We start from the raw sequence: 21,872 nt of genomic DNA, 5'->3' as shown, positions 1-21,872 counted from the left end.
GGACGCACCAAATTCCTTCTCCCTTCGGGGAGAAGGTGGCCCGAAGGGTCGGATGAGGGGGCTGACTAGATCAGAATCCGAGAGTTTTGTGCTTGCGGCAATTCCCCCTCATCCGCCTGTCGGCACCTTCTCCCCGAGGGGAGAAGGGGTTGCGTCGTGCGTCGCAAGCCCTACTGTGTAATCTCGGGCTCGACCAGTTTCGCCAGGTTGACCAGCGATTCCTGCCAGCCGAGATAGCAGGCCTCCGGCGGGATGACGTCGGGCACGCCGGCCTGGGTGATGTTGACCTCGGTTCCGACGAGAACCTTCTTCAACGTCACGGTCACTTCCATTTCCCCCGGCAGGTTCGGGTCGTCGAACTTGTCGGTGTAGCGCACCAGCTCGCCCGGGATCAGCTCGCGAAAATCGCCGCCGAAAGCATGGCTCTCGCCCGTCGTGAAGTTGCGGAACGACATTTTGAACGTACCGCCAACGCTCGGTTCCAGATGATGCACGGTGCAGGCGAAGCCGTTCGGCGGCAGCCACTTGGCAAGCGCATCCGCTTCGATGAATGCGCGATAGACCTTTTCCGGGCTGGTGGCCAGGACGCGGTGCAGGCGTATGGTATTCGGCATTGTCTAAATCCTTCTGATTTGACGGAGTGGACGAGCCTAAGACGGGTGAGGTTTCGGTGATCCGACATTGGGAATGATTTTTTCTTAAACTGAATTGCGTCAAGGCCAATACCGTCAGATTTGCCCCGAGATCATATAGGGGATTCGACGGAAAGACGCGCCACCCGCCCTCGTGGTTCGAGATGGCCCTGCGAGCCTCCTCACCGTGAGGGCTACACCCTTACATGGCTCGCAATTCGTTCCGCCCTCATCCTGAGCCTGTCGAAGGATCGGGGTGGCCTGGATGACCGCGCAATCTTGAAACGTGCAGCTATTCACGCCCCACTGGTAATTCCCCCGCATTTCCGCCATATACAGCTCGAAAACACAGACGGACATACCACCATGAGCAATACGGTCGAATTCGCGCGGATGAACGGGCTTGGCAACAAGATCCTGGTTGTCGACATGCGCGGCCGCAAGGATGTGGTGACGGCTGAGGCGGCGATTGCGCTCAATGCCGATCCGGCCACGCAGTTCGACCAGATCATGGCCATCCACGATCCGAAGGCGCAAGAGACCGATGCCTGGATCGATATCCTGAATTGCGATGGCACCAAGGCGCAGGCCTGCGGCAACGGCACGCGCTGCGTCGTGCAGGCGCTCGCGGCCGAGACGGGCAAGAAGGTTTTCACCTTCCAGACCGTCGCCGGCATCCTGAATGCCGTCGAGCATGAGGACGGCACGATATCGGTCGACATGGGCAAGCCGGTCTTTGCGTGGGGCAAGATCCCGCTTGCCGAGGAGTTTGCCGATACGAGCCGCATCGAGCTGCAGATCGGGCCGATCGACAATCCGGTCCTGCATTCGCCATCCGTGATGTCGATGGGCAATCCGCATGCGATCTTCTGGGTCGACAAGGACCCGATGTCCTTCGATCTCGCCCGTTTCGGGCCGCTGCTCGAAAACCATCCGATGTTTCCCGAGCGCGCCAATATCACGCTGGCACAGGTGCTTTCGCCGACGACGGTGCGTACCCGCACCTGGGAGCGCGGCGCCGGCTTGACGCTGGCCTGCGGCTCGGCCGCCTGCTCTGCCGCGGTCAGCGCTGCCCGCACCGGCCGTACCGGCCGCAAGGTGACGATCGATGTCGCCTCCGCGCCTGCTCCGGGTCTGCTCACCATCGAATGGCGGGAGACGGACGACCATGTCGTCATGACCGGTCCTGCCGAATGGGAATGGTCCGGCACCGTCGATCCGATCACCGGCCTTTGGGCGCGCGATCAGGAGCAGGGGGCTCAGGCGCGGTGAGCGGGGTCGAGGTCATTACCTTCGGCTGTCGTCTCAACACCTATGAATCCGAAGTGATGAGGGCCGAGGCGGAGAAGGCCGGGCTCAACAACGCCATCCTGGTCAATACCTGCGCCGTGACGGGCGAGGCCGTGCGCCAGGCGCGGCAGGCGATCCGCCGCGCGCGGCGCGACAATCCGCATGCCCGCATCATCGTGACGGGCTGCGCGGCGCAGACCGAGAAGCAGACCTTTGCCGAAATGGCCGAAGTGGATGCCGTGCTCGGCAACGAGGAGAAGCTGAAGAGCGCTTCCTATCGCTCCCTGCCGGATTTCGGCGTTTCGGCCGAAGAGAAGCTGCGCGTCAACGACATCATGAGTGTGCGGGCGACAGCGCCGCAGATGATCCGCCATATCGATGGCCATGTGCGCGCCTTCATCCAGGTGCAGAACGGCTGCGATCATCGCTGCACCTTCTGCATCATTCCCTATGGCCGCGGCAATTCGCGCTCGGTGCCGATGGGCGCCGTGGTCGATCAGGCGCGCAACCTCACCGAAAGCGGCTATTGCGAGATCGTGCTGACCGGCGTCGATGCCACGAGCTATGGCGCCGATCTGCCGGGAACGCCGACGCTTGGCCTGCTTGCCAAGACGCTTTTGAAGCAGATCCCGGATATCCGCCGCCTGCGGCTTTCTTCCATCGACAGCATCGAGGCCGACCGGCACCTGATGGACCTCATCGCCGACGAGCCGCGCTTCATGCCGCATCTGCATCTGTCCCTGCAGCATGGCGACGACATGATCCTCAAGCGCATGAAGCGGCGGCACTCGCGCGCCGAGGCTATCAGCTTCATCGAGGACGTGCGCCGCCTGCGCCCCGAGACGAGCTTCGGCGCCGATATGATCGCCGGCTTTCCCACGGAGACGGAAGAGATGTTCGCCAATGCCGTCGGCCTTGCCGAAGAGGCCGCGATCGCGCATCTGCACGTCTTTCCCTATAGCCCGCGCCCCGGCACGCCCGCCGCCCGCATGCCGCAGCTCGACCGCGCCTTGGTCAAGGAGCGCGCCGCGCGCCTGCGCGAGGCTGGACAAAGACTGCACCAGACCCATCTCGACAGCATGGCCGGAACACGGCAATGGCTGCTCGTCGAGAACAACGGGCTGGCGCATACGGAAAACTTCACGCTTGTCGCCGCCCCCGGCCTTCGCCCGCGCGACCTTGTGCAGGTCGCAATCACCGGCCACAATGGCAAGCACCTCGACATGCAACTTCTGGCCGCCGACGCGGCCTAATGCTTCAACGGATACTTCATGGCGCTCGGTTTCATCAAAAAAGTCTTCACCTTCGGCCGTGAAAAGCCGGCGGTAGAACAAGCGCCTGCGGAGGATTCAGCGAAGGTCGAAACTCCCGCTGCGGATGTTTCGCCGGCTTCCGAATTTGCCGAGCCTGCGTCACCCCCCTCTGTCCCTTCGGGACATCTCCCCCACGAGGGGGGAGATCGGTTGGGGGATGCCGCGCCGGTTAAGCAAGAGCAATTGGCTGAAGAGATCGCAGAGGCGGCTGTATCGCATGACGTCGAGACTTCGGTTTCCAAACTAGCCACAGATAATGTGGTAACCGAGCCGGAGCAGGCCGAAAGCGCTGAAGCCGATGTTGCGGCGCAGGAAGTTACTTCCGAACCGATCCCCCCCCTTGTGGGGGAGATGTCCGACAGGACAGAGGGGGGTGACGAAGGTGCGGCAGAGACTGACCTAGCGTCGAAAGACATTGACACCGCCCCCATCCTTCCCAAGGGCTTTGCAACCGCCGCCAGCATTCCCGAGCCCACTCCGGAAGCCCCAAAGCAGAAACTCTCCTGGTTCCAGCGCCTGCGCGCCGGTCTTGCGCGCACCTCGTCGCAGCTCACCGGCCAGATCGCGGCGCTTTTCACCAAGCGCAAGCTCGACGACCAGACGCTGCAGGATCTGGAGGATCTGTTGATCCAGGCCGATCTCGGCGTCGAGACGGCGATGCGGGTGACCGATACGCTGGCCTCCGAGCGCTATGGCAAGGATGTGACCAGCGAGGACGTCGGCCGCATCATGGCTCAGGAAATCGCCAAGGTTCTGAAGCCCGTCGCCAAGCCGTTGCAGCTCGATCTCAGCCACAAGCCGCATGTCATTCTCGTCGTCGGCGTCAACGGCACCGGCAAGACGACGACCATCGGCAAGCTGGCGGCAAAGCTTTCCGGCGCCGGGCTGAAGGTCATGGTCGCCGCCGGCGATACGTTCCGCGCCGCCGCCATCGAGCAGCTGAAGATCTGGGCCGACCGGACCAAGTCGGAATTCATCGGCACCAAGCTCGGCGCCGATGCCGCCGGCCTTGCCTTCGATGCTTTCCAGCAGGCCAAGGCCAACAAGAGCGACGTGCTGATCATCGACACCGCCGGCCGCCTGCAGAACAAGGCGGAGCTGATGGCCGAGCTCGAAAAGATCGTGCGCGTGCTCGGCAAGCTCGATCCGGATGCGCCGCATACCGTGCTGCAGACGCTGGATGCCACCACAGGCCAGAATGCCTTGAACCAGGTGGAAATCTTCCGCAACGTCGCCGGTGTCAACGGTCTCATCATGACCAAGCTCGACGGCACGGCGCGCGGCGGCATCCTTGTCGCCATCTCGGCCAAGCACAAGCTGCCGGTCTATTTCATCGGCGTCGGCGAGGGTGTAGACGATCTTGAGCCGTTCGAGGCTGAAGATTTCGCCAACGCCATCGCAGGAACGGGTGCCGGAAGCAGCCAATGAACGACAAGAACAAACTCGACGATAGCGAAAGTGCCGCAATGACGACCAGCGACAACGAACTGACCCCAAGCGCCGCCGACAAGCATCACCCGATGCTGAAGCTGGTGCTGGAACTCGGGCCCTTGCTGGTATTTTTCTTCGGCAATCTGCGGGGAGAATGGCTGGCACAGCAATTTCCGCAGTTGGCGACGCTCGGCGGGCCTCTTTTCGTCGCCACCGGCCTGTTCATGGCGGCAACGGTGCTCTCGCTCGTCGTCTCGAAGGTCATGCTCGGCCATCTGCCGCTGATGCCCTTCGTCTCCGGCATCGTGGTTCTCGTCTTTGGCGCTCTCGGCATCTACCTGCAGAACGAAACCTTCATCAAGATGAAGCCGACCATCGTCAACGCCCTGTTCGGCGTGGTGCTGCTTGGCGGGCTCGCCTTCGGCAAATCGCTGCTCGGCTATGTCTTCAATGCCGCCTTTCAGCTCGACAGCGAGGGCTGGCGCAAGCTGACACTGCGCTGGGGCCTCTTCTTCCTGGTTCTGGCCGTGCTCAACGAAGTCGTCTGGCGCCTGTCGAACTGGTATTATCTGCCCGACGTGAAGGCCGCAGACAATCTCTGGGTGAACTTCAAGGTCTGGGGCACAATGCCGATCACCATCCTCTTCACCCTGTCGCAGATGCCGTTGATCATGAAGCATACGGTCGAGCCGCCGGCGGAAGGTGGAAAATGAGCGAAGCCATCGACGCGCAACACCGCTACCGGCAGCAGAGCTTCTGGTTGATCGCCTGTGGCCTCGTCCTGCTCGTGCAGATCGTGACCGAATACATGATGGGCCGCGTGCCGATCTGCACCTGCGGCTACGTGAAGCTTTTCGAGCCGGTCGTGAAATCGAGCGGCAATTCGCAGCATATCGCCGACTGGTACACGCCGTCGCACATCATCCACGGCTTCCTCTTCTTTGGGCTGACGCATCTGATCATGCGCCGCAAGCCGCTGTCGATGCGGCTTTTCGTGGCCATGCTGATCGAATCCGGTTGGGAGATCCTGGAAAACTCGCCGATCATTATCAATCGCTACAGGGCGGCGACGATCTCGCTCGATTACGTCGGCGACAGCATCCTCAATTCGTCGATGGATGCGGTGTTCATGGTCGTCGGCTTCCTGTTTGCCTGGCGCGCGCCCGTGCTGGTGACGGTCGCCATCGCCATCTTCTTCGAGCTGCTGACCGGCTGGCTGATCCGCGACAATCTCACGCTCAACGTGCTGATGCTGGTGTGGCCGGTCGAGGCGATCAAGACCTGGCAGGGCGGGATTTAGTCTTATCCTCGCCCCATCGGGGAGAGGGTGGCGCGATAGCGCCGGGTGAGGGGGCGTTACCGGGAGAGTGATGCCTCTCGCTTGCCGCTCAAGGCCCTAGTCGCTTCGTTTCCCGACCCCCTCATCCGCCCTTCGGGCACCTTCTCCCCGAGGGGAGAAGGAGTTCAGGCCGCCGGCTTCCCCAGAGCCTTCTCAATCGCCGGATAGAGCCCTTCCTTCAGGCTGGTGGCCGTAAACGGACCGACCTGCTTGTAGAGGATCGTGCCGTCAGGCGAGACGAGGTAGCTCTCGGGGATGCCGTAGACGCCCCAGTCGATGGCGGCGGTGCCGTTGGGGTCGATGCCGATGGCGTTATAGGGATTGCCGAGCTCGCCGAGGAAGCGCAGCGCGTTCTCGCTCGTATCCTTGTAGTTGATCGCGACGATATTGAGCCGTCCGTCCTTGGCAAGCTCCTTCAGCACGGGATGCTCGTCCCGGCAGGGGATGCACCAGGAGGCGAAAACGTTGACGAGGGTAAGCTTGCCCTTGATGGCGTCGTCGGTCAGTGCCGGCAGGTTGGAGCCTGCGAGCGGTGGCAGGGCGAGCTTGGGCGCTTTCGTGCCGATCAGCGCCGAGGGAATGGCCGATATATCGGTGCCGTGCACTTCCTGGTCGTACATGACCTTGCCGACAGCGAGCGCGATGCAGGCAAAGACGATGAGCGGGATCAGCGCCAGAAGATAGCGCGCGGTGCCGCCACCCGATTTCGGCTGATCCTTGTCGTCGGCATCGGCAGTCATTTCGCGTCGCCTTCCGGCTTGCGCTGCGAGCGGCGGCGGATGCCGGAAGCTTCGAGCGCTGCCAGTTCGCGGCGGCGCAGGCGTCCGTCGATCCATGTCCAGGCGATGATGGCGAGGATCATGATGGCGGCAAAGCCGTAGGAGCCGAGGACGTAGAAGGGATGCGTCATGCTAGTCCTCCCGGCTTGCCATGCGCGCGGCGATGCGGCGCTGCGCGGCAATGCGGCGGCGCCAGATCTCGTTGCGGATCGCCATCAGGTGCAGCGTGAAGAACAGCAGCGTGAAGGCGAGCGCCATGATGAAGAGCGGCCAGAGGAATTCCGCGTCGATGGCCGGACCGTCGAGGCGCATGATGCTTTCCGATTGATGCAGCGTGTTCCACCAGTCGACCGAAAACTTGATAATCGGAATGTTTATGAAGCCGACCAGCGTCAGCACGGCGGCGACGCGGGCCGCCTTCGACGGATCGTCCATGGCGCGGTTGAGCGCGATCAGGCCGAGATACATGAGGAACAGGATGAAGACGGAGGTCAGCCGCGCATCCCAGACCCAATAGGTGCCCCACATCGGCTTGCCCCAGAGCGAGCCGGTGACGAGCGCGATCAGGGTGAAGGCGGCGCCGAGCGGTGCTGCCGTCTTGCCCGCGACATCGGCCAGCGGATGGCGCCAGACGAGCGTGCCGATCGCCGACATGCTCATGATCGTGTAGCACATCATCGAAAGCCAGGCGGCCGGGACGTGGATATACATGATGCGGACGGTATCGCCCTGCTGGTAATCGCCTTCGGTGGAGAAGGAGAGGTAGAGGCCGATCGCGAAGAGAATGGCCGAGATCACCGCCAGCCACGGGATGAGACGCGCCGAAAAAGCCAGGAACCGCGTGGGGTTGGCGAGGTCGGAAAATCGGCTGATCGCAGGGCTGATATCGCTCATGCGGCTTGTTTAACCCGATATGGCTTTTCCGGCAATCGACAGCATTGTCTCAGATCGACGAAACAGTCTCTCATCAAGATCAATCTGTCGTGTTGCGCAGCGCGAGCGCTGCGGCGGCCGGGCCGATAACGGCGAAGAACAGGGTCAGCGCGATCAGGATCAGGAACGGCGGCAGGAAGGGTTGCGGTCCCTCGACGGCGGCGTAGGTGGCGCCGACGCCGAAGATCAGCACCGGGATCGCCAATGGCAGCACCAGAATGGAGACCAGCAGGCCGCCGCGCGGCAATGCCACGGCGACGGCAGCACCGACCGCGCCGATGAAGGTGATAGCCGGCGAGCCGACGAGCAGGGTCAGAGCCGTCACGCCGATTGCCGTCCCGTTCATATTCATAAAGAGACCGAGAAGCGGCGAGGCGATGACGAGAGGCAGGCCGGTCGCGACCCAATGGGCCGCGCATTTGACGAGAACCGTCAGCACCAGCGGCGTCTCCTGCATGACGAGCAGATCGAGCGAGCCGTCGTCGCGCTCGGCCTGGAACAGCCGGTCGAGGCCGAGGAGGCTGGCCAGCAGAGCGCCGATCCAGACGATGGCCGGGCCGATGCGCGACAGAAGCTTGAGGTCCGGACCGACGCCGAAGGGGATGACGGCGACGACGGTGAGAAAGAAGAGGATGCCGATCAACGCCCCGCCGCCGGCGCGCACCGAAAGCTTGAGGTCGCGGAGGAAGAGGGCGGTCATGGATAACTCCTGCCTTGGCGAGAGAGACCCCCCTCTGTCCCTTTCGGGACATCTCCCCCACAAGGGGGGAGATTGGGAACTTGTGGCGCGCGCGTGCCCTTATCCGAGATCCAATCCGCAGAGACCAGGCCTGTTGGCTTTGCAAGCAGGTTCGGCAATCTCCCGGCAATCTCCCCCCTTGTGGGGGAGATGTCACGAAGTGACAGAGGGGGGTGTAGCAGTCTCCACGCGGGAAAGAATACCTGCTTCATCCCCACACCCCTTCGCTCACCCCGGCAAATCCCGTCATCCGCATTTCCTGTGCCTTCTCCAGCCCCAGCGGCTGGTGCGTGGCCGCAAGGACAATGCCGCCATTCTTCTGGTGAGCGGTGATCAGCTGCGCGAAGAGCTGGTCCGCCGAAGTGTCCAGCGCCGCGGTCGGTTCGTCGAGAATCCAGATCGGCCGATGGGCCACCAGGAGTTTGGCGAAAGCGATTCGCCGCTGCTGGCCGGCGGAGAGGTAGCCGAAGGGCAGGTGGGTGATGCCGGCAAGCCCGACGGCTTCAACGGCTTCGTCGACACCGAGGCCGAAGCCGCCCGCCATGTCGCCGAGGAAGGTCTTCCAGAAAGAGAGATTTTCAGCCACGGTGAGCTCGGATTTCATCGCATTGCGATGGCCGAGATAGTGGCTGGCCTCGCCGGCCGGCCGGTCCGAATCGCCGTCCTTGCCCGTCCATGCGACACGGCCCTTTTCCTGCCTCAGAAGACCGGCCACCACACGCAAAAGCGTGGACTTTCCGGAGCCGTTTCGCCCCGTGAGAACGAGGGCATCGCCGCCCCCCAAGCCAAAGGAAACGTTCGAGAAAATCAGGTCTTCGCCCCGCCTCGCCGCCAGATTTTCAGCGCTTAGATGCATTCGCCCAGGCTTTCCCTATTTTCGTTGCCGCAACGCGCAAAAAATTGTCCAAATTTGCATCTTGTCACTCTGGCAAGTCTTTACGAAATTATCTATAAGACCTGCAACCACGCCAGCGGTCGGCGTGAATTTCATCCTTGCGCCGAACATAAGGTTTTCTGCCTTACGTGCGGACAGCGGAAATGGCCGTACCCGCATCCTGATGTGCATAAAGTGCATAGGCGTTCGCACGACTGTGTTGGCTATCAGAAACGGGGTATCTCGTGTCTAAATCTCTTGACAGTTTCAATTGTCGTTCCACGCTGACCGTGAACGGGAAAGACTATGTCTATTTCAGCCTGCCCAAGGCTGAGGCGAATGGTCTGCCCGGCGTTGCCAAGCTGCCTTACTCCATGAAGGTGCTCCTGGAAAACCTGCTGCGTTTTGAAGACGGGCAGTCGGTCACGAAGGACCATATCCTTGCCGTCGCCGAATGGCTGACCAATAAGGGCACCGTCGAGAACGAAATCGCCTATCGCCCGGCGCGCGTGCTGATGCAGGACTTCACCGGCGTTCCGGCCGTGGTCGACCTTGCTGCCATGCGTGACGCGATGGTTTCGCTCGGCGGCGATCCGGAAAAGATCAACCCGCTCGTTCCCGTCGACCTCGTCATCGACCACTCCGTCATCGTCGACGAATTCGGCACGCCGCAGGCCTTCGCCCGCAACGTCGAACTCGAATATCAGCGCAACGGCGAGCGTTACCGCTTCCTGAAGTGGGGCCAGCAGGCATTCAAGAACTTCCGCGTCGTTCCTCCCGGCACCGGCATCTGTCATCAGGTCAATCTCGAATATCTCGGCCAGACCGTCTGGACGAAGGAAGAGGATGGCGAAACGATCGCTTATCCGGACACCTGCGTCGGCACCGATTCGCACACGACCATGATCAACGGTCTCGGCGTTCTCGGCTGGGGCGTCGGCGGTATCGAAGCTGAGGCCGCCATGCTCGGCCAGCCCGTTTCCATGCTGCTGCCCGAGGTCATCGGCTTCAAGCTCACCGGCAAGCTCAAGGAAGGCGTTACCGCGACCGACCTCGTGCTGACCGTCGTGCAGATGCTGCGCAAGAAGGGGGTCGTTTCCAAGTTCGTCGAATTCTTCGGCCCCGGCCTCGACGCGCTGCCGCTCGCCGACCGCGCCACCATCGGCAACATGGGTCCGGAATACGGCGCGACCTGCGGCTTCTTCCCGGTCGATAAGGAAACCTTGAACTATCTCGACATGTCCGGCCGCGCGAAGGATCGTATCGCACTGGTCGAAGCCTATTCGAAGGCGCAGGGCATGTGGCGCGACAATGATGGCGCCGACCTCGTCTTCACCGATACGCTGGAACTCGAGCTTAGCGACGTCGTGCCGGCCATGGCCGGCCCGAAGCGCCCGGAAGGCCGTATTCCCCTGGAAAACATCGCCTCCGGTTTCGCGACGTCGCTCGAAACCGAATACAAGAAGCCCGGCCAGCTTTCGAACCGCTATGCCGTCGAAGGCACGGATTTCGATCTCGGTCATGGTGACGTGGCGATCGCCGCCATCACATCCTGCACCAACACCTCGAACCCGTCGGTGCTGATCGCGGCCGGACTTCTCGCCCGCAACGCCGTTGCCAAGGGCCTGAAGAGCAAGCCGTGGGTCAAGACCTCGCTGGCTCCCGGATCGCAGGTCGTCGGCGAATATCTCGCCAAGTCCGGCCTGCAGGCCGATCTCGACAAGCTCGGCTTCAACCTGGTCGGCTTCGGCTGCACCACCTGCATCGGCAATTCCGGCCCGCTGCCGGCGCCGATCTCGAAGACGATCAACGACAAGGGCCTGATCGTATCAGGCGTTCTCTCCGGCAACCGCAACTTCGAAGGCCGTATCTCGCCCGACGTCCAGGCCAACTACCTGGCATCGCCGCCGCTGGTCGTCGCCTATGCGCTTGCCGGCACGGTGCAGCTCGACCTGACGAAGGAGCCGATCGGCGAAGACCAGAACGGCAAGCCGGTGTTCCTCAAGGACATTTGGCCGACCTCGCATGAGATCCAGGAATTCATCCTGAAATACGTCACCCGCGAACTTTACGAATCCAAGTACGCCGACGTCTTCAAGGGCGATGCCAACTGGCAGGCCGTGCAGGTTCCTCCGGGCCAGACCTACGCCTGGGACGACAACTCGACCTACGTGCAGAACCCGCCCTACTTCGTGGGCATGGGCAAGACCGGCGCCGGCGTTTCCGACATCAAGGGCGCCCGCGTTCTCGGCCTGTTCGGCGACAAGATCACCACCGACCACATTTCCCCGGCCGGTTCGATCAAGGCTGCCTCGCCGGCCGGTGCCTACCTTATCGGCCATGGCGTCGGCGTTGCCGACTTCAACCAGTACGGCACGCGCCGCGGCAACCATGAAGTCATGATGCGCGGCACCTTCGCCAACATCCGCATCCGCAACCACATGCTCGGCCCGAACGGCAAGGAAGGTGGCTACACCATCCATTATCCGTCCAAGGAAGAGACGTCGATCTACGATGCGGCCATGCAGTACAAGGCCGAGGGCGTTCCGCTCGTCATCTTCGCCGGTGTCGAGTACGGCAACGGCTCGTCGCGCGACTGGGCTGCCAAGGGCACCAACCTGCTCGGCGTGCGCGCCGTGATCGCCCAGTCCTTCGAGCGTATCCACCGCTCGAACCTTGTGGGAATGGGCGTCATCCCCTTCGTCTTCGAGGAAGGCACCACCTGGGCCAGCCTCGGCCTGAAGGGCGACGAGCTCGTCACGATCGAAGGTCTGGAGCACATCAAGCCGCGCGAGCGCAAGATCGCCAAGATCACCTATGGCGACGGCTCGGTGAAGGACGTTCCGATCATCTGCCGCATCGATACGCTGGATGAGGTCGTCTACGTCAACAACGGCGGCATCCTGCAGACCGTTCTGCGCGATCTCGCCGCCTGATAGGTCTTCCAAGCATGCTTGCACGCCGCCGGGGAAAGTCTCCCGGCGGCGTCTTGTTTTTCACGCCGATGTGTACGGCAAGCCCGGTGCCGGGCCTTGGTCTCACCCCATCGTGACTTTGCGTCATCGCGCTAAACCATTATCTCTTGTTTCAGATTTTTCGGGCTTGATGTGGGCTTGGTTGCCCAGGGAGCGTGAGCGTTTCGGGACCTGTGCGGCAGATGGCTCTGGAACTTTGAGACAGAGGTAAAAGGGAAATGCGCCTTCGATTTTCGGTTTCGCTTCTGGCAGGCATCGCGCTGGCAAGTTCGTTGCACGCGCAGGAGGCCGCGAAGATCAAGGGTGTCGTCGAGCTCTTCACCTCGCAGGGCTGCGCCTCCTGTCCCCCCGCCGATGCGGCCTTCCGCAAGCTGATCCGCCAGGGCGATGTGGTGGCCCTTGCCTATCACGTCGACTATTGGAACTATCTCGGCTGGAACGACACCATGGCGTCCAAGGACAATACGGCGCGCCAATATGCCTATGCCCGCACGCTTGGGCGCAGCGGGGTCTATACGCCGCAGGCGATCGTCAACGGCCGGGACCATATGAACGGCGCCGACCTCGACGCCATCAATGTAAAGCTCGACGATTTCCAGCGTGTCGGCGAGGGGCTGACGATCCCGGTAAATGCGGCCATGAAGGGCGACGAACTGGAGATCAGGATCGGCGCCGGCCAGGGCAAGGCCAATGTGGTCATCGTCTATTTCGACAAGGAGCAGATGGTGGCGCCGAAGGGTGGCGAAAACAATGGCCAGCAGATCGCCTATATGCATGCCGTGTCGGATGTTGAAACGGTCGGCATGTGGGACGGCAAGGCCATGAGCCTCGTGCTGCCTTCCAACGTGCTGGACAAGGCCGGACGAAGAGGAATGGCCGTCCTCCTGCAATCCTCGACGCCTTCGGGCGATCCGGCGGCGATCCTCGGGGCGACGGTTCTGACGGTCGGTTCCGACGGCTGAATGGTTTCCCCGAATTTCGGCCTGTGCCGAAAGCTTCCTGTTTCGGCTTGCGCCCAAAAGCTCTCTATTTCGGCTTGCGCCAAAAAGGTCTCTATTTTGGCTGGCGCCAAAAAGAGGAAGTGCCCGGCGGGACGCATTCGGGGCTGGGGTTTAATCGATGCGCCCCGGCCGGGCCGTTTGACGCGGCGGCGCCAAACGGCCCTCTATACTTCCTGTAAATTGGGCGTCGTTTTGACTGAAATGCGGCATGGAGGAGATGGTTTCAGGCGCGGGAAAGAAATTGTGAGGCCTCACCCGTCTTGCAATTTGATGCGGCTGAGGCAAACTGTCATTCTCCTGTCATGAGATAACCCCTGGGGGATTGATGACTGATCAGCCGGATTTGCGACACGGTGAAAGCCGTTCCGTCGATACGAACTCCTCCGTAGTCGTCGATCTCAGGGAATACAAACAGAGCAAGGATCCGCTGCCGGTGACCTTCCATCGCCGGGAGCTGGACGCGATCTTGTGGATCTACGGCCGCATGGTCGGCGAAGGCGAGTGGCGGGACTACGCCATCGACCACCTCAAGGACAAGGCGGTTTTTTCCGTCTTCAAGCGTTCCGGCGAGATGCCGCTCTTCTGTATCGAAAAGAATCCGAAGCTTGCGGCCAAGCAGGGCGCCTTCTCCGTCATCAATACCAATGGCATGATCCTGAAGCGCGGCCACGACCTGCAGCAGGTCCTGAAGGTTTTCGACAAGCAGCTGAAGCTGGTGGACAAGTAGCCGTTTCTCCACAGTTGGGGAGGGGTGTCAGGGGCTCAACAGGAGCGCAGATCTATCCTCCAAACAACGTCCCCGGATAAACTGCGGGATCCGGATCACTGCCGTTGCCGTCCCCGAGCGCTTTCTGCATCAGCATGGTATCCAGCCATCGGCCGTGCTTGTAGCCGGTGCCTTTCAGGAGGCCGGCCTCGGTGAAGCCTGCGGCGCGATGCACGGCGACGGAGGCGGGATGGGCGCCGCCGATCACGGCGATCATCTGGCGGAAGCCGAGCGTCTGGCAGCTCTCCACCAATGTATCTAGCAGCAGCCTGCCCACGCCGCGCCCGCGGGCCTGCGGTGCCAGGTAGATCGAATCCTCCACCATCCAGCGATAGGCCGGCCGCGTGCGGAACGACGAGGCGTAGGCATAGCCGAGAAACGCGCCCGCCTCGTCTTCGGCGACGATATAGGGATAGCCCTTCTCCCGGATCGCCTGAAAGCGCGCCGCCATTTCCTCCTCGGTCGGCGGCGTGATCTCGTAGCTCGCCGTGCCGTTCAGCACGGAGTCGCGATAGATTGTCGTGATGTGGGAAAGGTCGTCTGTGGAAGCGCTGCGAAGGCTGACGGACATCTGCTTTTGTGGCCTGATCTGCGGTTTGCGACGGCTGCTATCAAATCGCACGAGCTGTGACCAGGCAAATAAAAAGGCGGCCGAAGCCGCCTTTTCGATGGTTGTTCACGCCGCGCGATTAGTTTCGGTTGCCCATGAACCGCAGCAGGAACATGAACAGGTTGATGAAGTCCAGGTAGAGCGACAGGGCGCCCATGATGGCCTTGCGGCCGGCCACGGTGGCATCGTCGGCGGCGTAGTACATTTCCTTGATCCGCTGCGTGTCGTAGGCGGTGAGGCCTGCGAAGATCAGCACGCCGATCACGGAGATGGCGAACTGCAGCGCGGACGAAGCCAGGAAGATGTTGACCAGCGAGGCGATGATGAGGCCGAAGAGACCCATCATCAGGAACGAACCCATCGCCGAGAGATCACGCTTGGCCGTGTAGCCGTAGAGCGACAGCGCGCCGAACGAGGCGGCGGTCACGAAGAAGGTCTGCACGACGCTCTGGCCGGTGTAGATGATGAAGATCGACGACAGCGACAGGCCCACCAGCGCGGCGTAGACCCAGAAGGTCGTCGTCGCGGCGGCCACGCTCATGCGGTTGATCCTGAAGCTCAGGAAGAAGACCATTGCCAGCGGAGCCAGGATCACCACCCACTTCAGCGGGCTCAGATAGATCGCCTGACCGAAGGTCGTGATCTGTCCGTCTGCGAAAGCGAGCGAGAAGGAGAGATAGGCGGCAACACCCGTGATCGCCAGACCCAGCGCCATCAGGTTATAGACCTTGAGCATGTAGGCTCGAAGGCCAGCGTCTATCATCGCACCGGACTGTGCACCGCTCTGCACCCGGTTTTGGTAATTGCGAAAGTCAGCCATGTTTTCCTCTTTCAAGCTCCGATTTGAATACGGTGTCGGGTCTTTCGGACCCAGGCGCCGCTGCGGAGCTCCAGCATGCCTGCACAGAATATGAGGCTTTCAGGCCTTATACACAAGGGTCAAGCGGCCGGCCCCGTGTTAAATCGATGTAATATCGGGCCGTTTTGACGGCTCTCCGCGCGAATCAAAGCTCGCGCAGAACGGGTGCCGCCTTCTGGCCGAGGATGCGCCATGTGCCGATCAAGCCGATGCCGACCGTCAGCACCAGGGCGATAATCAGCGTCGAGAAGGCGACGCCGGGCAGGAAGGCCGACGGCAGGTGCATGATATGGCTGACGATATACCAGGCGGATGCCGCCCCGGCGATCAGCGCGAAGATTGCGGTCGCCGCGCCGAGGATCAGGTATTCGTAGCTGAAGGCGCGAATCAGCGTGGCACGCGTCGCGCCGAGCGTCTTGAGGATGACGGCGTCGTGCGTGCGGGCGCGATTGCCGGCGGCGAGCGCCCCGGCCAGCACCAGCACGGATGCGATCAGCGCGACGGAGGCGGCCGAGCGGATGGCGGTCGCGAGCTGCCCGACCAAAGTATTGACGACATCGAGCGCATCCTTGACGCGGACGCTGGTGATGGTCGGATAGGTATTGGTGACTTTCCTCAGGATCGCGGCCTCCTGTGCGGAGGTCGCCGACGTATCGGTCAGCGTTGCCAGCCAGGCATGCGGTGCGCCCTTGAAGGTATTGGGCGAGAAGATCATCACGAAATTGATCGACAGCGACTGCCATTGCACCTTGCGGAAACTGGCGATCCTGGCGGTGACGTTGCGGCCGAGCACGTTGACGGTAACCTTGTCGCCGAGCTTCAGGCCGAGCGCCTTGCCTTCCTCCTCTGAAAAGGAAACGAGCGGTTCGCCGCCATAGTCCTTGTCCCACCATTTGCCTTCGGTGACCGAGGCGTTTTCCGGCACGGTTTCGGCATAGGTGATGCCGCGGTCGCCGCGCAGGACCCATTGCCCGGCGGCCGGCACTTTCATCTTCGTCACATCCTCGCCGTTGAAGGCGACGATACGGCCGCGCAGCATCGGCGCTTCCACGAGCTTGCCCTTCGGATCCTCGGCGAGCACGATCTTGCGGAAGCCTTCCAGCTCCGGTCCCTGGATATCGACGAAAAAGAAGTTCGGCGCCTGTTCGCTCATGCGTCCCATCAGCTCACGGCGCATGTTGCCGTCGATCAGCGTCAGGGTCACCAGCAGCGCCAGGCCGAGGCCGAGCGACAGCACGACGGAGGAGGTGAGCGCGCCCGGCCGGTGGATGTTGCCGATTGCCAGGCGCAGCGCCGGCGAGCGCACGCGCGGACTGCGGCGGGCAAGCCAGGAAAGCAGGGCAGCGACCACGCGCAGCACGACGAAGGCCCCGGCGATCGAGACGACGAAGACGATCGCGAGGAAGCGGTCATAGGCGGTAACGATCGCCAGCGCTGCAAGCGCCGCCATCAGCAGGCCCGCGGCGAGCAGATAGGGCCAGCCGGGCAGGCGGCGGGTTTCGAAGCCCTGCTCGCGGAACAGCGCCGTCGCCGGCACCTCGCGGGCATGGCCGAGCGGAGGAATGGCAAAGGCAAGGGTCGTCAGCAGGCCGAAGAGGGCAGCAAGCGTCAGCGCGCCGGGATAGAGCCGGGGTGCGGTCGAAATGGGCAGGAATTCCGCCATGAACTGCGAAGCGATCACTGGAGCGATGGCGCCGAGGACAAGACCGGCGGCGACGCCCGCCAGCGCGATGACAGCGATCTGGATGAGATAGATCAGCACCACGACGAAGGCCGGTGCGCCCAGGCATTTGAAGGTGGCGATGGTGGTGCGTTTCGAGTCGAGAAAGGCGCGCACGGCATTGGCGACGCCGACGCCGCCGACGATGAGGGCCGCCAGCCCGACCAGCGTCAAGAACTGCGAGAAGCGGGTGATGTTGTCGGCAAGCTCGGGCGCGGCACGGCTGCTGGTGCGGATCGACCAGCCCGCTTGTGGGAAGGCGGCATTGGCGCGATCGCCGATATTGCGCAGACCGGCGGCAGGATTGTCCATGCGGATCCTGTAGGCCTGCTCGACGAGGCTGCCTGTGGTGATCAGGCCGGAGGCCGTCAATGCGTCGCGGCTGGTGAGCAGTCGGGGGGCAAGGCCAAAACCTTCGGAGACGGCATCCGGTTCATTGGCGATGGTGCCGGTGATGCGCAGTCTGGTGTTGCCCAGCAGCAGATCGCCGCCGACCTTGAGGTTCAGCCGTTCGAGCAGCAGCGGCGCGACCACGGCGCCATAGGCGCCATCTCTGGCGGCAAGCAGGGTCGATAGCGGCTGCTCGGGATCGGCCTGGAAGCTGCCGTAGAGCGGATAGGCGCCGTCGACCGCCTTGACCTCGACCAGCGCCTGGTCGGAGCCATCGAGCAGGCGGGACATGGAGCGCAGGTTGGTGGAGCGGGAGAGCGTGCCGAGGCCCTGGAGATAGGCGAGCTCCTCGGGGGATGCCTCCCGGTTGCGCAGCTCGAAACGGACGTCGCCTGCCAGCAGCGATTGTCCCTGTGTCGAGATCGCGTCGGTGATCGAGCGCGATACGGAATTGACGGCAGCGATCGCGCCGGTGCCGAGCGCGATGCAGGCGAGGAAGATGTAGAAGCCGCCAAGGCCGCCGCGCAGTTCACGCAGGGCGAGGCGGAAGGCGAGCGGCAGGCGAAGTCCCGCCGGGCTCATGCAATGGCTGCCTGGTTGGCGCGCGTGCGCGTGCTGTCGTTCTCGATTTCGCCGGATCGAACGCGGATCTGGCGCGAGCAGCGCGCGGCAAGCGCCGGATCGTGGGTCACGAGCAGCATGGTCGTGCCACGTTCGGCCTGCTGGGCAAAAAGCAGGTCGGCGATCTGGCGTCCGGTGTCGGTGTCGAGATTGCCCGTCGGCTCGTCGGCGATCAGGACGGCCGGCGAGGGGGCGAGCGCGCGGGCGATTGCCACGCGCTGCTGCTCGCCGCCGGAAAGCTGGCCGGGATAGTGCGTGAGCCTCTCGCCCAGCCCCACCGCCTCCAGCTCCCGCCGGGCGATGTCGAAGGCGTCCTTGTTGTTGGCAAGCTCCAGCGGCACGGCGACGTTTTCCAGCGCCGTCATGTTGGCGATGAGATGGAAGGACTGGAAGACGATGCCGATGTTGCGGCCGCGGAAATCGGCGATGCGATCCTCGCTCAGGCTGTGCAACGGCGTATCGCGGATCACCAGTTCGCCGCCGTCGAGCTTTTCGAGGCCGGCCAGCACCATCAGCAGGGTGGACTTGCCGGAGCCGGAGGGGCCGACGATGCCGACGGATTCACCCTCCATGATCGTGAGGTCGATGCTCTTCAGCACATGGACCGACGCGGCGGCATTGCCGAGCGTCAAATCCGCCTTCTTCAGCTCGATAATGGTTTTTGCCAATGCGAACGCCCTATATATCAGAGAACATCAGAGACAATGGCGGGCGCGATAGGCCCGAGCAGCGAATTTAGGGAATGGATCATGGGTTTTAAAGTTGCCGCGTTTCAATTCGCTGTCATCACTTTCGGTCTTTTGTTTGGCGCGGTGGGCGCTGCAGAAGCGCGGACGATCCAGCTGGTCGGCTTCGGCGACAGCCTGATGGCAGGCTATCAGCTGCCGCCCGGGGATGGATTTCCCGCCAAGCTGGAGGCCGCGCTGAAGGCCAAGGGGCTGGACGTGGCCGTCGCCGATGCCGGCGTCTCGGGCGATACGACGTCGGGCGGGCTCTCGCGCATAGACTGGTCGGTGCCCGACGGCACCGATGGCGTCGTTCTCGAGCTCGGCGCCAACGACGCGCTTCGCGGCATTCCGCCGGAGCAGACGGAAAAGAACCTCGAGACGATGATCGAGCGGCTGAAGGACAGAAAGATTCCGATCTTTCTCGTGGGCATGCTGGCACCGCCGAACATGGGGTCGGACTACGCAGAGAAATTCAATCCGATCTATAAGCGTCTGGCCGGCAAATACCAGCTTGCCCTCTATCCGTTCTTTCTCGACGGCGTCGCCGCGCATGCGGATCTGCAACTCTCGGATGGCATGCATCCGAACCCAAAGGGTGTCGATGTCATGGTCGAGCGCATGTTGCCGGCTGTTATGAGTTTTGTAGGGATGATTGACGCAGGTGCGAAATAGATGCTTGCACCGACTGCAAATGCGTGATTCCCTACTCAAACCTGCAAGAGATTCGGGGAGTCCTCGTCATGCCGAGACTTTTTACCGCCCTCGAAATTCCGCGCAACGCGGCCATGAGCCTGTCATTGTTGCGCGGTGGTCTCCCGGGAGCCAGGTGGATCGACGTTGAAAATTATCACATCACTCTGCGGTTCATCGGCGATGTCGATGGCCGGACGGCTGATGAGATCGTCGACAGGCTGGACCGGATAGATCGCCCTGAGTTCCAGCTTCGGCTGGAGGGCATAGGTTCCTTCGGCTCCAAGAAACCGCATTCGGTTTGGGCCGGGGTCTCCCAGTCACCGGACATGTCCGCCCTGCAAGGTGAAATCGAGCGCATCTGCCAGCGGATCGGCCTGCAGCCGGATCCACGCAAGTTCACGCCGCACGTCACGCTCGCCAGGTTGAAATCCTCGCGGGTCGACGATGTGGTGCACTATCTCTCCGGCCGCGGCAATTTCTACACCCAGCCGTTCACGGTCGGGCGCTTCGTGCTTCTGTCGTCGCGCGAGTCGGTCGGCGGCGGTCCCTATCTGACGGAAGAGATATTCCCGCTTCACGAGCCCAGAAGCACTTATCCGACTTTGGGCAACAGCGCGCTGCAGCCAGCCAAGAGCATGGTGTAGACCATCTCGAAATCCTCGCGGTCGCCGTAATAGGGATCGGGAATGTCCTTGTTGCTGCCAAGCGCAAGGGCATTGAAAAGATGCAGCTTGCCGAGAGCATCGGCAGGCGCTGTCTTGCGCAAGTTCTTCAAATTGTCTTGATCCATTGCCAGGATCAGATCGAACCCGCCGAAGTCGGCCGATGCGATGCGTCGGGCACGCTGGCCTGAAATATCGATTCCATGATCGGCCGCGGCGGCAATCGAACGGCGATCCGGACGCTGCCCCTGATGCCAGCCGCCGGTGCCGGCCGAATCGATTTCGAATTCGCCCGCGCGGCCGGCCGCGCTCGCCAGATGCCTGAATATGCCTTCGGCGAGAGGCGACCGGCAGATGTTGCCGGCGCAGACGAAAAGAATCCTGTGACGATCCATGCTATCGTTCAACCGCTAGAGAGGAGTGATTTGTCATGAAATACGAGAAGCTGGACCGCGCGGCAATCGATGAAAACCTTGCCGAGCTGAATGGCTGGGCGCTTGCGGCCGATGGTCTTTCGCTTTCGAAGACGTTCAAGTTCCGCAATTTCGTCGAGGCTTTCGGCTTCATGACGGAAGCTGCCCTTGCCGCCGAAAAGTTCAACCATCACCCGGAATGGTTCAACGTCTATTCCCGTGTCGAAGTGAAGCTGACGACGCATGATGTCGGCGGGTTGACCGACCATGACGTCAAGCTGGCCAAGGCGATGGAGAAGGCCGCCGTGCGTCGGCTCGATTGAATCGCGCCAGGCGATCACCATATGTTTACACGGCCCGGGCGACGGGCCCCGGTAGAGGTGAATGGAATGGATGACATCAAGTACGGGGAAATCCTGTTGCCTGGTGACGAAGAGACCCAAAAAGAGCAGGAGAAATCGGTGCGCAGGAAATTCTGGCCGACCTTGCGGAAGGCGGCTCGCCATATCCCGTTTTCCCGCGATGTCGTGGCCGCCTTCTATTGCGCGCTCGACCCGCAGACGCCGACGCGTGTTCGCGGCATATTGCTGGCGGCGCTCGGCTATTTCGTCATGCCCATCGACATCATTCCCGATTTTTTTGCCGTCATCGGCTACTCCGATGACGTCGCGGTACTGACGCTCGCCTTCAGCATGATCAGGGGCCATATCCGCCAGGAACATTACGATGCCGCCGACCGGGCTCTGGAGAACGAACCCGAGGGCATGAAGACGGTCTGATGCGGGCTCCGCGAGGGAGATCCGAATCCTCTCGGGTTTCCAGAGCTTTATGAGGCTCCTCTGATTTTAGCGAGGTCAAATTCTTGCCCGAATCTTTCTGTCTTAAATCGAACCCGTAGGATGGTGCTCCACCATCCGGGTTTTCCAATTCCTTCTGATGTGTTTCAAACCTAGCACGATATCTGGATTGAAATGACACGGAGCCGATGGTGGGCAGCGCTCCGTTGACGGTTTGGTAACCTGAATAAAGTCAAAATGAGGCAGCTCACGAGCATAGGCGTGCGTCAATCGAATCGCCATGAGCTCTGGACCGCAAGAAATCGGC

Annotated in this window: 23 protein-coding genes; 12 read left to right on the top strand and 11 right to left on the bottom strand. The window is 62.1% G+C overall.

The genetic code is table 11. The annotated features are described in order from the left end of the window. Positions 1–170: 170 nt before the first annotated feature. A complete protein-coding gene (locus tag GR212_RS13605; RefSeq protein WP_163987101.1) occupies positions 171–614 on the bottom strand; it encodes an SRPBCC family protein in 444 nt (147 codons plus the stop codon). 384 nt (positions 615–998) lie between these two features. Between GR212_RS13605 and dapF the strand changes: the two genes are divergently transcribed. From dapF to GR212_RS13580, 5 genes are read left to right on the top strand one after another with little or no spacing between them, the layout of a single operon-like run. Continuing rightward, positions 999–1,904, top strand: coding sequence for a diaminopimelate epimerase (dapF, locus tag GR212_RS13600; protein ID WP_163987100.1), 906 nt, complete (start codon positions 999–1,001; stop codon positions 1,902–1,904). After that, positions 1,901–3,175 carry a tRNA (N(6)-L-threonylcarbamoyladenosine(37)-C(2))-methylthiotransferase MtaB gene (gene mtaB / locus GR212_RS13595; protein WP_163987099.1) on the top strand — a complete coding sequence of 425 codons (1,275 nt, stop codon included), beginning with the start codon at positions 1,901–1,903 and terminating at the stop codon, positions 3,173–3,175. Before dapF ends, mtaB begins: the two co-directional genes overlap by 4 nt. An 18-nt stretch (positions 3,176–3,193) precedes the next feature. Then, the gene (ftsY, locus tag GR212_RS13590) at positions 3,194–4,663 is read left to right on the top strand and encodes a signal recognition particle-docking protein FtsY (protein WP_163987098.1); all 1,470 of its coding nucleotides are present in this window, start codon (positions 3,194–3,196) and stop codon (positions 4,661–4,663) included. Beyond that, the gene (locus GR212_RS13585; RefSeq protein WP_163987097.1) at positions 4,660–5,379 is read left to right on the top strand and encodes a septation protein A; all 720 of its coding nucleotides are present in this window, start codon (positions 4,660–4,662) and stop codon (positions 5,377–5,379) included. Before ftsY ends, GR212_RS13585 begins: the two co-directional genes overlap by 4 nt. Beyond that, a complete protein-coding gene (locus tag GR212_RS13580) occupies positions 5,376–5,966 on the top strand; it encodes a DUF2585 domain-containing protein (protein WP_163987096.1) in 591 nt (196 codons plus the stop codon). Before GR212_RS13585 ends, GR212_RS13580 begins: the two co-directional genes overlap by 4 nt. A 164-nt stretch (positions 5,967–6,130) precedes the next feature. Here GR212_RS13580 and GR212_RS13575 read toward each other — a convergent pair whose 3' ends face one another. The 5 genes from GR212_RS13575 to ccmA all read right to left on the bottom strand — a co-directional run bounded on the left by GR212_RS13575 (position 6,131) and on the right by ccmA (position 9,312). Beyond that, positions 6,131–6,745 carry a DsbE family thiol:disulfide interchange protein gene (locus tag GR212_RS13575; protein WP_163987095.1) on the bottom strand — a complete coding sequence of 205 codons (615 nt, stop codon included), beginning with the start codon at positions 6,743–6,745 and terminating at the stop codon, positions 6,131–6,133. Continuing rightward, positions 6,742–6,915, bottom strand: a complete 174-nt coding sequence (ccmD, locus tag GR212_RS13570; RefSeq protein WP_163987094.1) for a heme exporter protein CcmD — start codon at positions 6,913–6,915, stop codon at positions 6,742–6,744. The genes GR212_RS13575 and ccmD overlap by 4 nt, the downstream gene beginning before the upstream one ends. Before the next feature lies 1 nt (position 6,916). After that, on the bottom strand, positions 6,917–7,678 hold the full coding sequence (locus GR212_RS13565; RefSeq protein WP_163987093.1) for a heme ABC transporter permease: 762 nt from the start codon (positions 7,676–7,678) through the stop codon (positions 6,917–6,919). A gap of 79 nt (positions 7,679–7,757) precedes the next feature. Next, positions 7,758–8,417: a heme exporter protein CcmB gene (gene ccmB, locus GR212_RS13560; protein ID WP_163987092.1), complete on the bottom strand. Its 660-nt coding sequence runs from the start codon at positions 8,415–8,417 to the stop codon at positions 7,758–7,760. A 247-nt stretch (positions 8,418–8,664) separates the two neighbouring features. Next, a complete protein-coding gene (gene ccmA, locus GR212_RS13555; protein WP_163987091.1) occupies positions 8,665–9,312 on the bottom strand; it encodes a heme ABC exporter ATP-binding protein CcmA in 648 nt (215 codons plus the stop codon). Between the two features lie 263 nt (positions 9,313–9,575). On the opposite strand from ccmA, the gene acnA reads away from it, so the two are divergent. The 3 genes from acnA to GR212_RS13540 all read left to right on the top strand — a co-directional run bounded on the left by acnA (position 9,576) and on the right by GR212_RS13540 (position 14,033). Beyond that, positions 9,576–12,266: an aconitate hydratase AcnA gene (gene acnA / locus GR212_RS13550; RefSeq protein ID WP_163987090.1), complete on the top strand. Its 2,691-nt coding sequence runs from the start codon at positions 9,576–9,578 to the stop codon at positions 12,264–12,266. 257 nt (positions 12,267–12,523) lie between these two features. Beyond that, complete coding sequence (locus GR212_RS13545; protein ID WP_163987089.1) at positions 12,524–13,267, top strand: DUF1223 domain-containing protein; 744 nt, start codon at positions 12,524–12,526, stop codon at positions 13,265–13,267. Positions 13,268–13,631: 364 nt separating this feature from the next. Beyond that, the gene (locus GR212_RS13540; RefSeq protein WP_163987088.1) at positions 13,632–14,033 is read left to right on the top strand and encodes a DUF2794 domain-containing protein; all 402 of its coding nucleotides are present in this window, start codon (positions 13,632–13,634) and stop codon (positions 14,031–14,033) included. 52 nt (positions 14,034–14,085) lie between these two features. Here the strand turns inward: GR212_RS13540 and GR212_RS13535 are convergent, their stop codons facing one another. From GR212_RS13535 to GR212_RS13520, 4 genes are all read right to left on the bottom strand, one after another. After that, positions 14,086–14,643, bottom strand: coding sequence for a GNAT family N-acetyltransferase (locus GR212_RS13535; RefSeq protein WP_163987087.1), 558 nt, complete (start codon positions 14,641–14,643; stop codon positions 14,086–14,088). Between the two features lie 118 nt (positions 14,644–14,761). Then, the gene (locus GR212_RS13530) at positions 14,762–15,502 is read right to left on the bottom strand and encodes a Bax inhibitor-1/YccA family protein (RefSeq protein WP_163987086.1); all 741 of its coding nucleotides are present in this window, start codon (positions 15,500–15,502) and stop codon (positions 14,762–14,764) included. Between the two features lie 184 nt (positions 15,503–15,686). Further along, on the bottom strand, positions 15,687–18,233 hold the full coding sequence (locus tag GR212_RS13525) for an ABC transporter permease (protein ID WP_163987085.1): 2,547 nt from the start codon (positions 18,231–18,233) through the stop codon (positions 15,687–15,689). Further along, entirely contained in the window at positions 18,230–18,940 is a 711-nt protein-coding gene (locus GR212_RS13520; RefSeq protein ID WP_163987084.1) for an ABC transporter ATP-binding protein, read from the bottom strand. The genes GR212_RS13525 and GR212_RS13520 overlap by 4 nt, the downstream gene beginning before the upstream one ends. 81 nt (positions 18,941–19,021) lie before the next feature. Here GR212_RS13520 and GR212_RS13515 point away from each other — a divergent pair, with 81 nt between their 5' ends. Further along, entirely contained in the window at positions 19,022–19,672 is a 651-nt protein-coding gene (locus GR212_RS13515; protein ID WP_163987083.1) for an arylesterase, read from the top strand. Positions 19,673–19,740: 68 nt separating this feature from the next. Further along, the gene (gene thpR, locus GR212_RS13510; protein WP_163987082.1) at positions 19,741–20,337 is read left to right on the top strand and encodes an RNA 2',3'-cyclic phosphodiesterase; all 597 of its coding nucleotides are present in this window, start codon (positions 19,741–19,743) and stop codon (positions 20,335–20,337) included. Here thpR and GR212_RS13505 read toward each other — a convergent pair. Beyond that, positions 20,286–20,750 (bottom strand): low molecular weight protein-tyrosine-phosphatase, encoded by a 465-nt coding sequence (locus GR212_RS13505; RefSeq protein WP_163987081.1) that lies wholly within the window; start codon positions 20,748–20,750, stop codon positions 20,286–20,288. The two genes, thpR and GR212_RS13505, sit on opposite strands and share 52 nt — an antisense overlap. A 35-nt stretch (positions 20,751–20,785) precedes the next feature. Here GR212_RS13505 and GR212_RS13500 point away from each other — a divergent pair, with 35 nt between their 5' ends. After that, complete coding sequence (locus GR212_RS13500) at positions 20,786–21,091, top strand: 4a-hydroxytetrahydrobiopterin dehydratase (protein ID WP_163987080.1); 306 nt, start codon at positions 20,786–20,788, stop codon at positions 21,089–21,091. Positions 21,092–21,157: 66 nt separating this feature from the next. Next, positions 21,158–21,547 (top strand): YkvA family protein, encoded by a 390-nt coding sequence (locus GR212_RS13495; protein WP_163987079.1) that lies wholly within the window; start codon positions 21,158–21,160, stop codon positions 21,545–21,547. Positions 21,548–21,872 lie beyond the last annotated feature (325 nt).

This window comes from Martinezella lusitana (genome assembly GCF_010668395.1).
Lineage (GTDB): Bacteria > Pseudomonadota > Alphaproteobacteria > Rhizobiales > Rhizobiaceae > Rhizobium > Rhizobium lusitanum_A.
The sequence above is the reverse complement of the archived record's forward strand: the minus strand, read 5'-3'. Positions and strand labels throughout refer to the sequence as shown.

Bases quoted from the DNA above. Each gene is read 5' to 3' on its own strand.
- GR212_RS13505 (WP_163987081.1), bottom strand. From the start codon at position 20,750: ATGGATCGTCACAGGATTCTTTTCGTCTGCGCCGGCAACATCTGCCGG.
- GR212_RS13580 (WP_163987096.1), top strand. From the start codon at position 5,376: ATGAGCGAAGCCATCGACGCGCAACACCGCTACCGGCAGCAGAGCTTC.
- GR212_RS13525 (WP_163987085.1), bottom strand. From the start codon at position 18,233: ATGAGCCCGGCGGGACTTCGCCTGCCGCTCGCCTTCCGCCTCGCCCTG.
- GR212_RS13530 (WP_163987086.1), bottom strand. From the start codon at position 15,502: ATGGCTGACTTTCGCAATTACCAAAACCGGGTGCAGAGCGGTGCACAG.
- GR212_RS13540 (WP_163987088.1), top strand. From the start codon at position 13,632: ATGACTGATCAGCCGGATTTGCGACACGGTGAAAGCCGTTCCGTCGAT.
- GR212_RS13515 (WP_163987083.1), top strand. From the start codon at position 19,022: ATGGGTTTTAAAGTTGCCGCGTTTCAATTCGCTGTCATCACTTTCGGT.
- GR212_RS13495 (WP_163987079.1), top strand. From the start codon at position 21,158: ATGGATGACATCAAGTACGGGGAAATCCTGTTGCCTGGTGACGAAGAG.
- GR212_RS13535 (WP_163987087.1), bottom strand. From the start codon at position 14,643: ATGTCCGTCAGCCTTCGCAGCGCTTCCACAGACGACCTTTCCCACATC.
- ccmB (WP_163987092.1), bottom strand. From the start codon at position 8,417: ATGACCGCCCTCTTCCTCCGCGACCTCAAGCTTTCGGTGCGCGCCGGC.
- GR212_RS13500 (WP_163987080.1), top strand. From the start codon at position 20,786: ATGAAATACGAGAAGCTGGACCGCGCGGCAATCGATGAAAACCTTGCC.
- GR212_RS13575 (WP_163987095.1), bottom strand. From the start codon at position 6,745: ATGACTGCCGATGCCGACGACAAGGATCAGCCGAAATCGGGTGGCGGC.
- GR212_RS13565 (WP_163987093.1), bottom strand. From the start codon at position 7,678: ATGAGCGATATCAGCCCTGCGATCAGCCGATTTTCCGACCTCGCCAAC.
- GR212_RS13585 (WP_163987097.1), top strand. From the start codon at position 4,660: ATGAACGACAAGAACAAACTCGACGATAGCGAAAGTGCCGCAATGACG.
- dapF (WP_163987100.1), top strand. From the start codon at position 999: ATGAGCAATACGGTCGAATTCGCGCGGATGAACGGGCTTGGCAACAAG.
- ccmD (WP_163987094.1), bottom strand. From the start codon at position 6,915: ATGACGCATCCCTTCTACGTCCTCGGCTCCTACGGCTTTGCCGCCATC.
- thpR (WP_163987082.1), top strand. From the start codon at position 19,741: ATGCCGAGACTTTTTACCGCCCTCGAAATTCCGCGCAACGCGGCCATG.
- ftsY (WP_163987098.1), top strand. From the start codon at position 3,194: ATGGCGCTCGGTTTCATCAAAAAAGTCTTCACCTTCGGCCGTGAAAAG.
- ccmA (WP_163987091.1), bottom strand. From the start codon at position 9,312: ATGCATCTAAGCGCTGAAAATCTGGCGGCGAGGCGGGGCGAAGACCTG.
- GR212_RS13545 (WP_163987089.1), top strand. From the start codon at position 12,524: ATGCGCCTTCGATTTTCGGTTTCGCTTCTGGCAGGCATCGCGCTGGCA.
- GR212_RS13605 (WP_163987101.1), bottom strand. From the start codon at position 614: ATGCCGAATACCATACGCCTGCACCGCGTCCTGGCCACCAGCCCGGAA.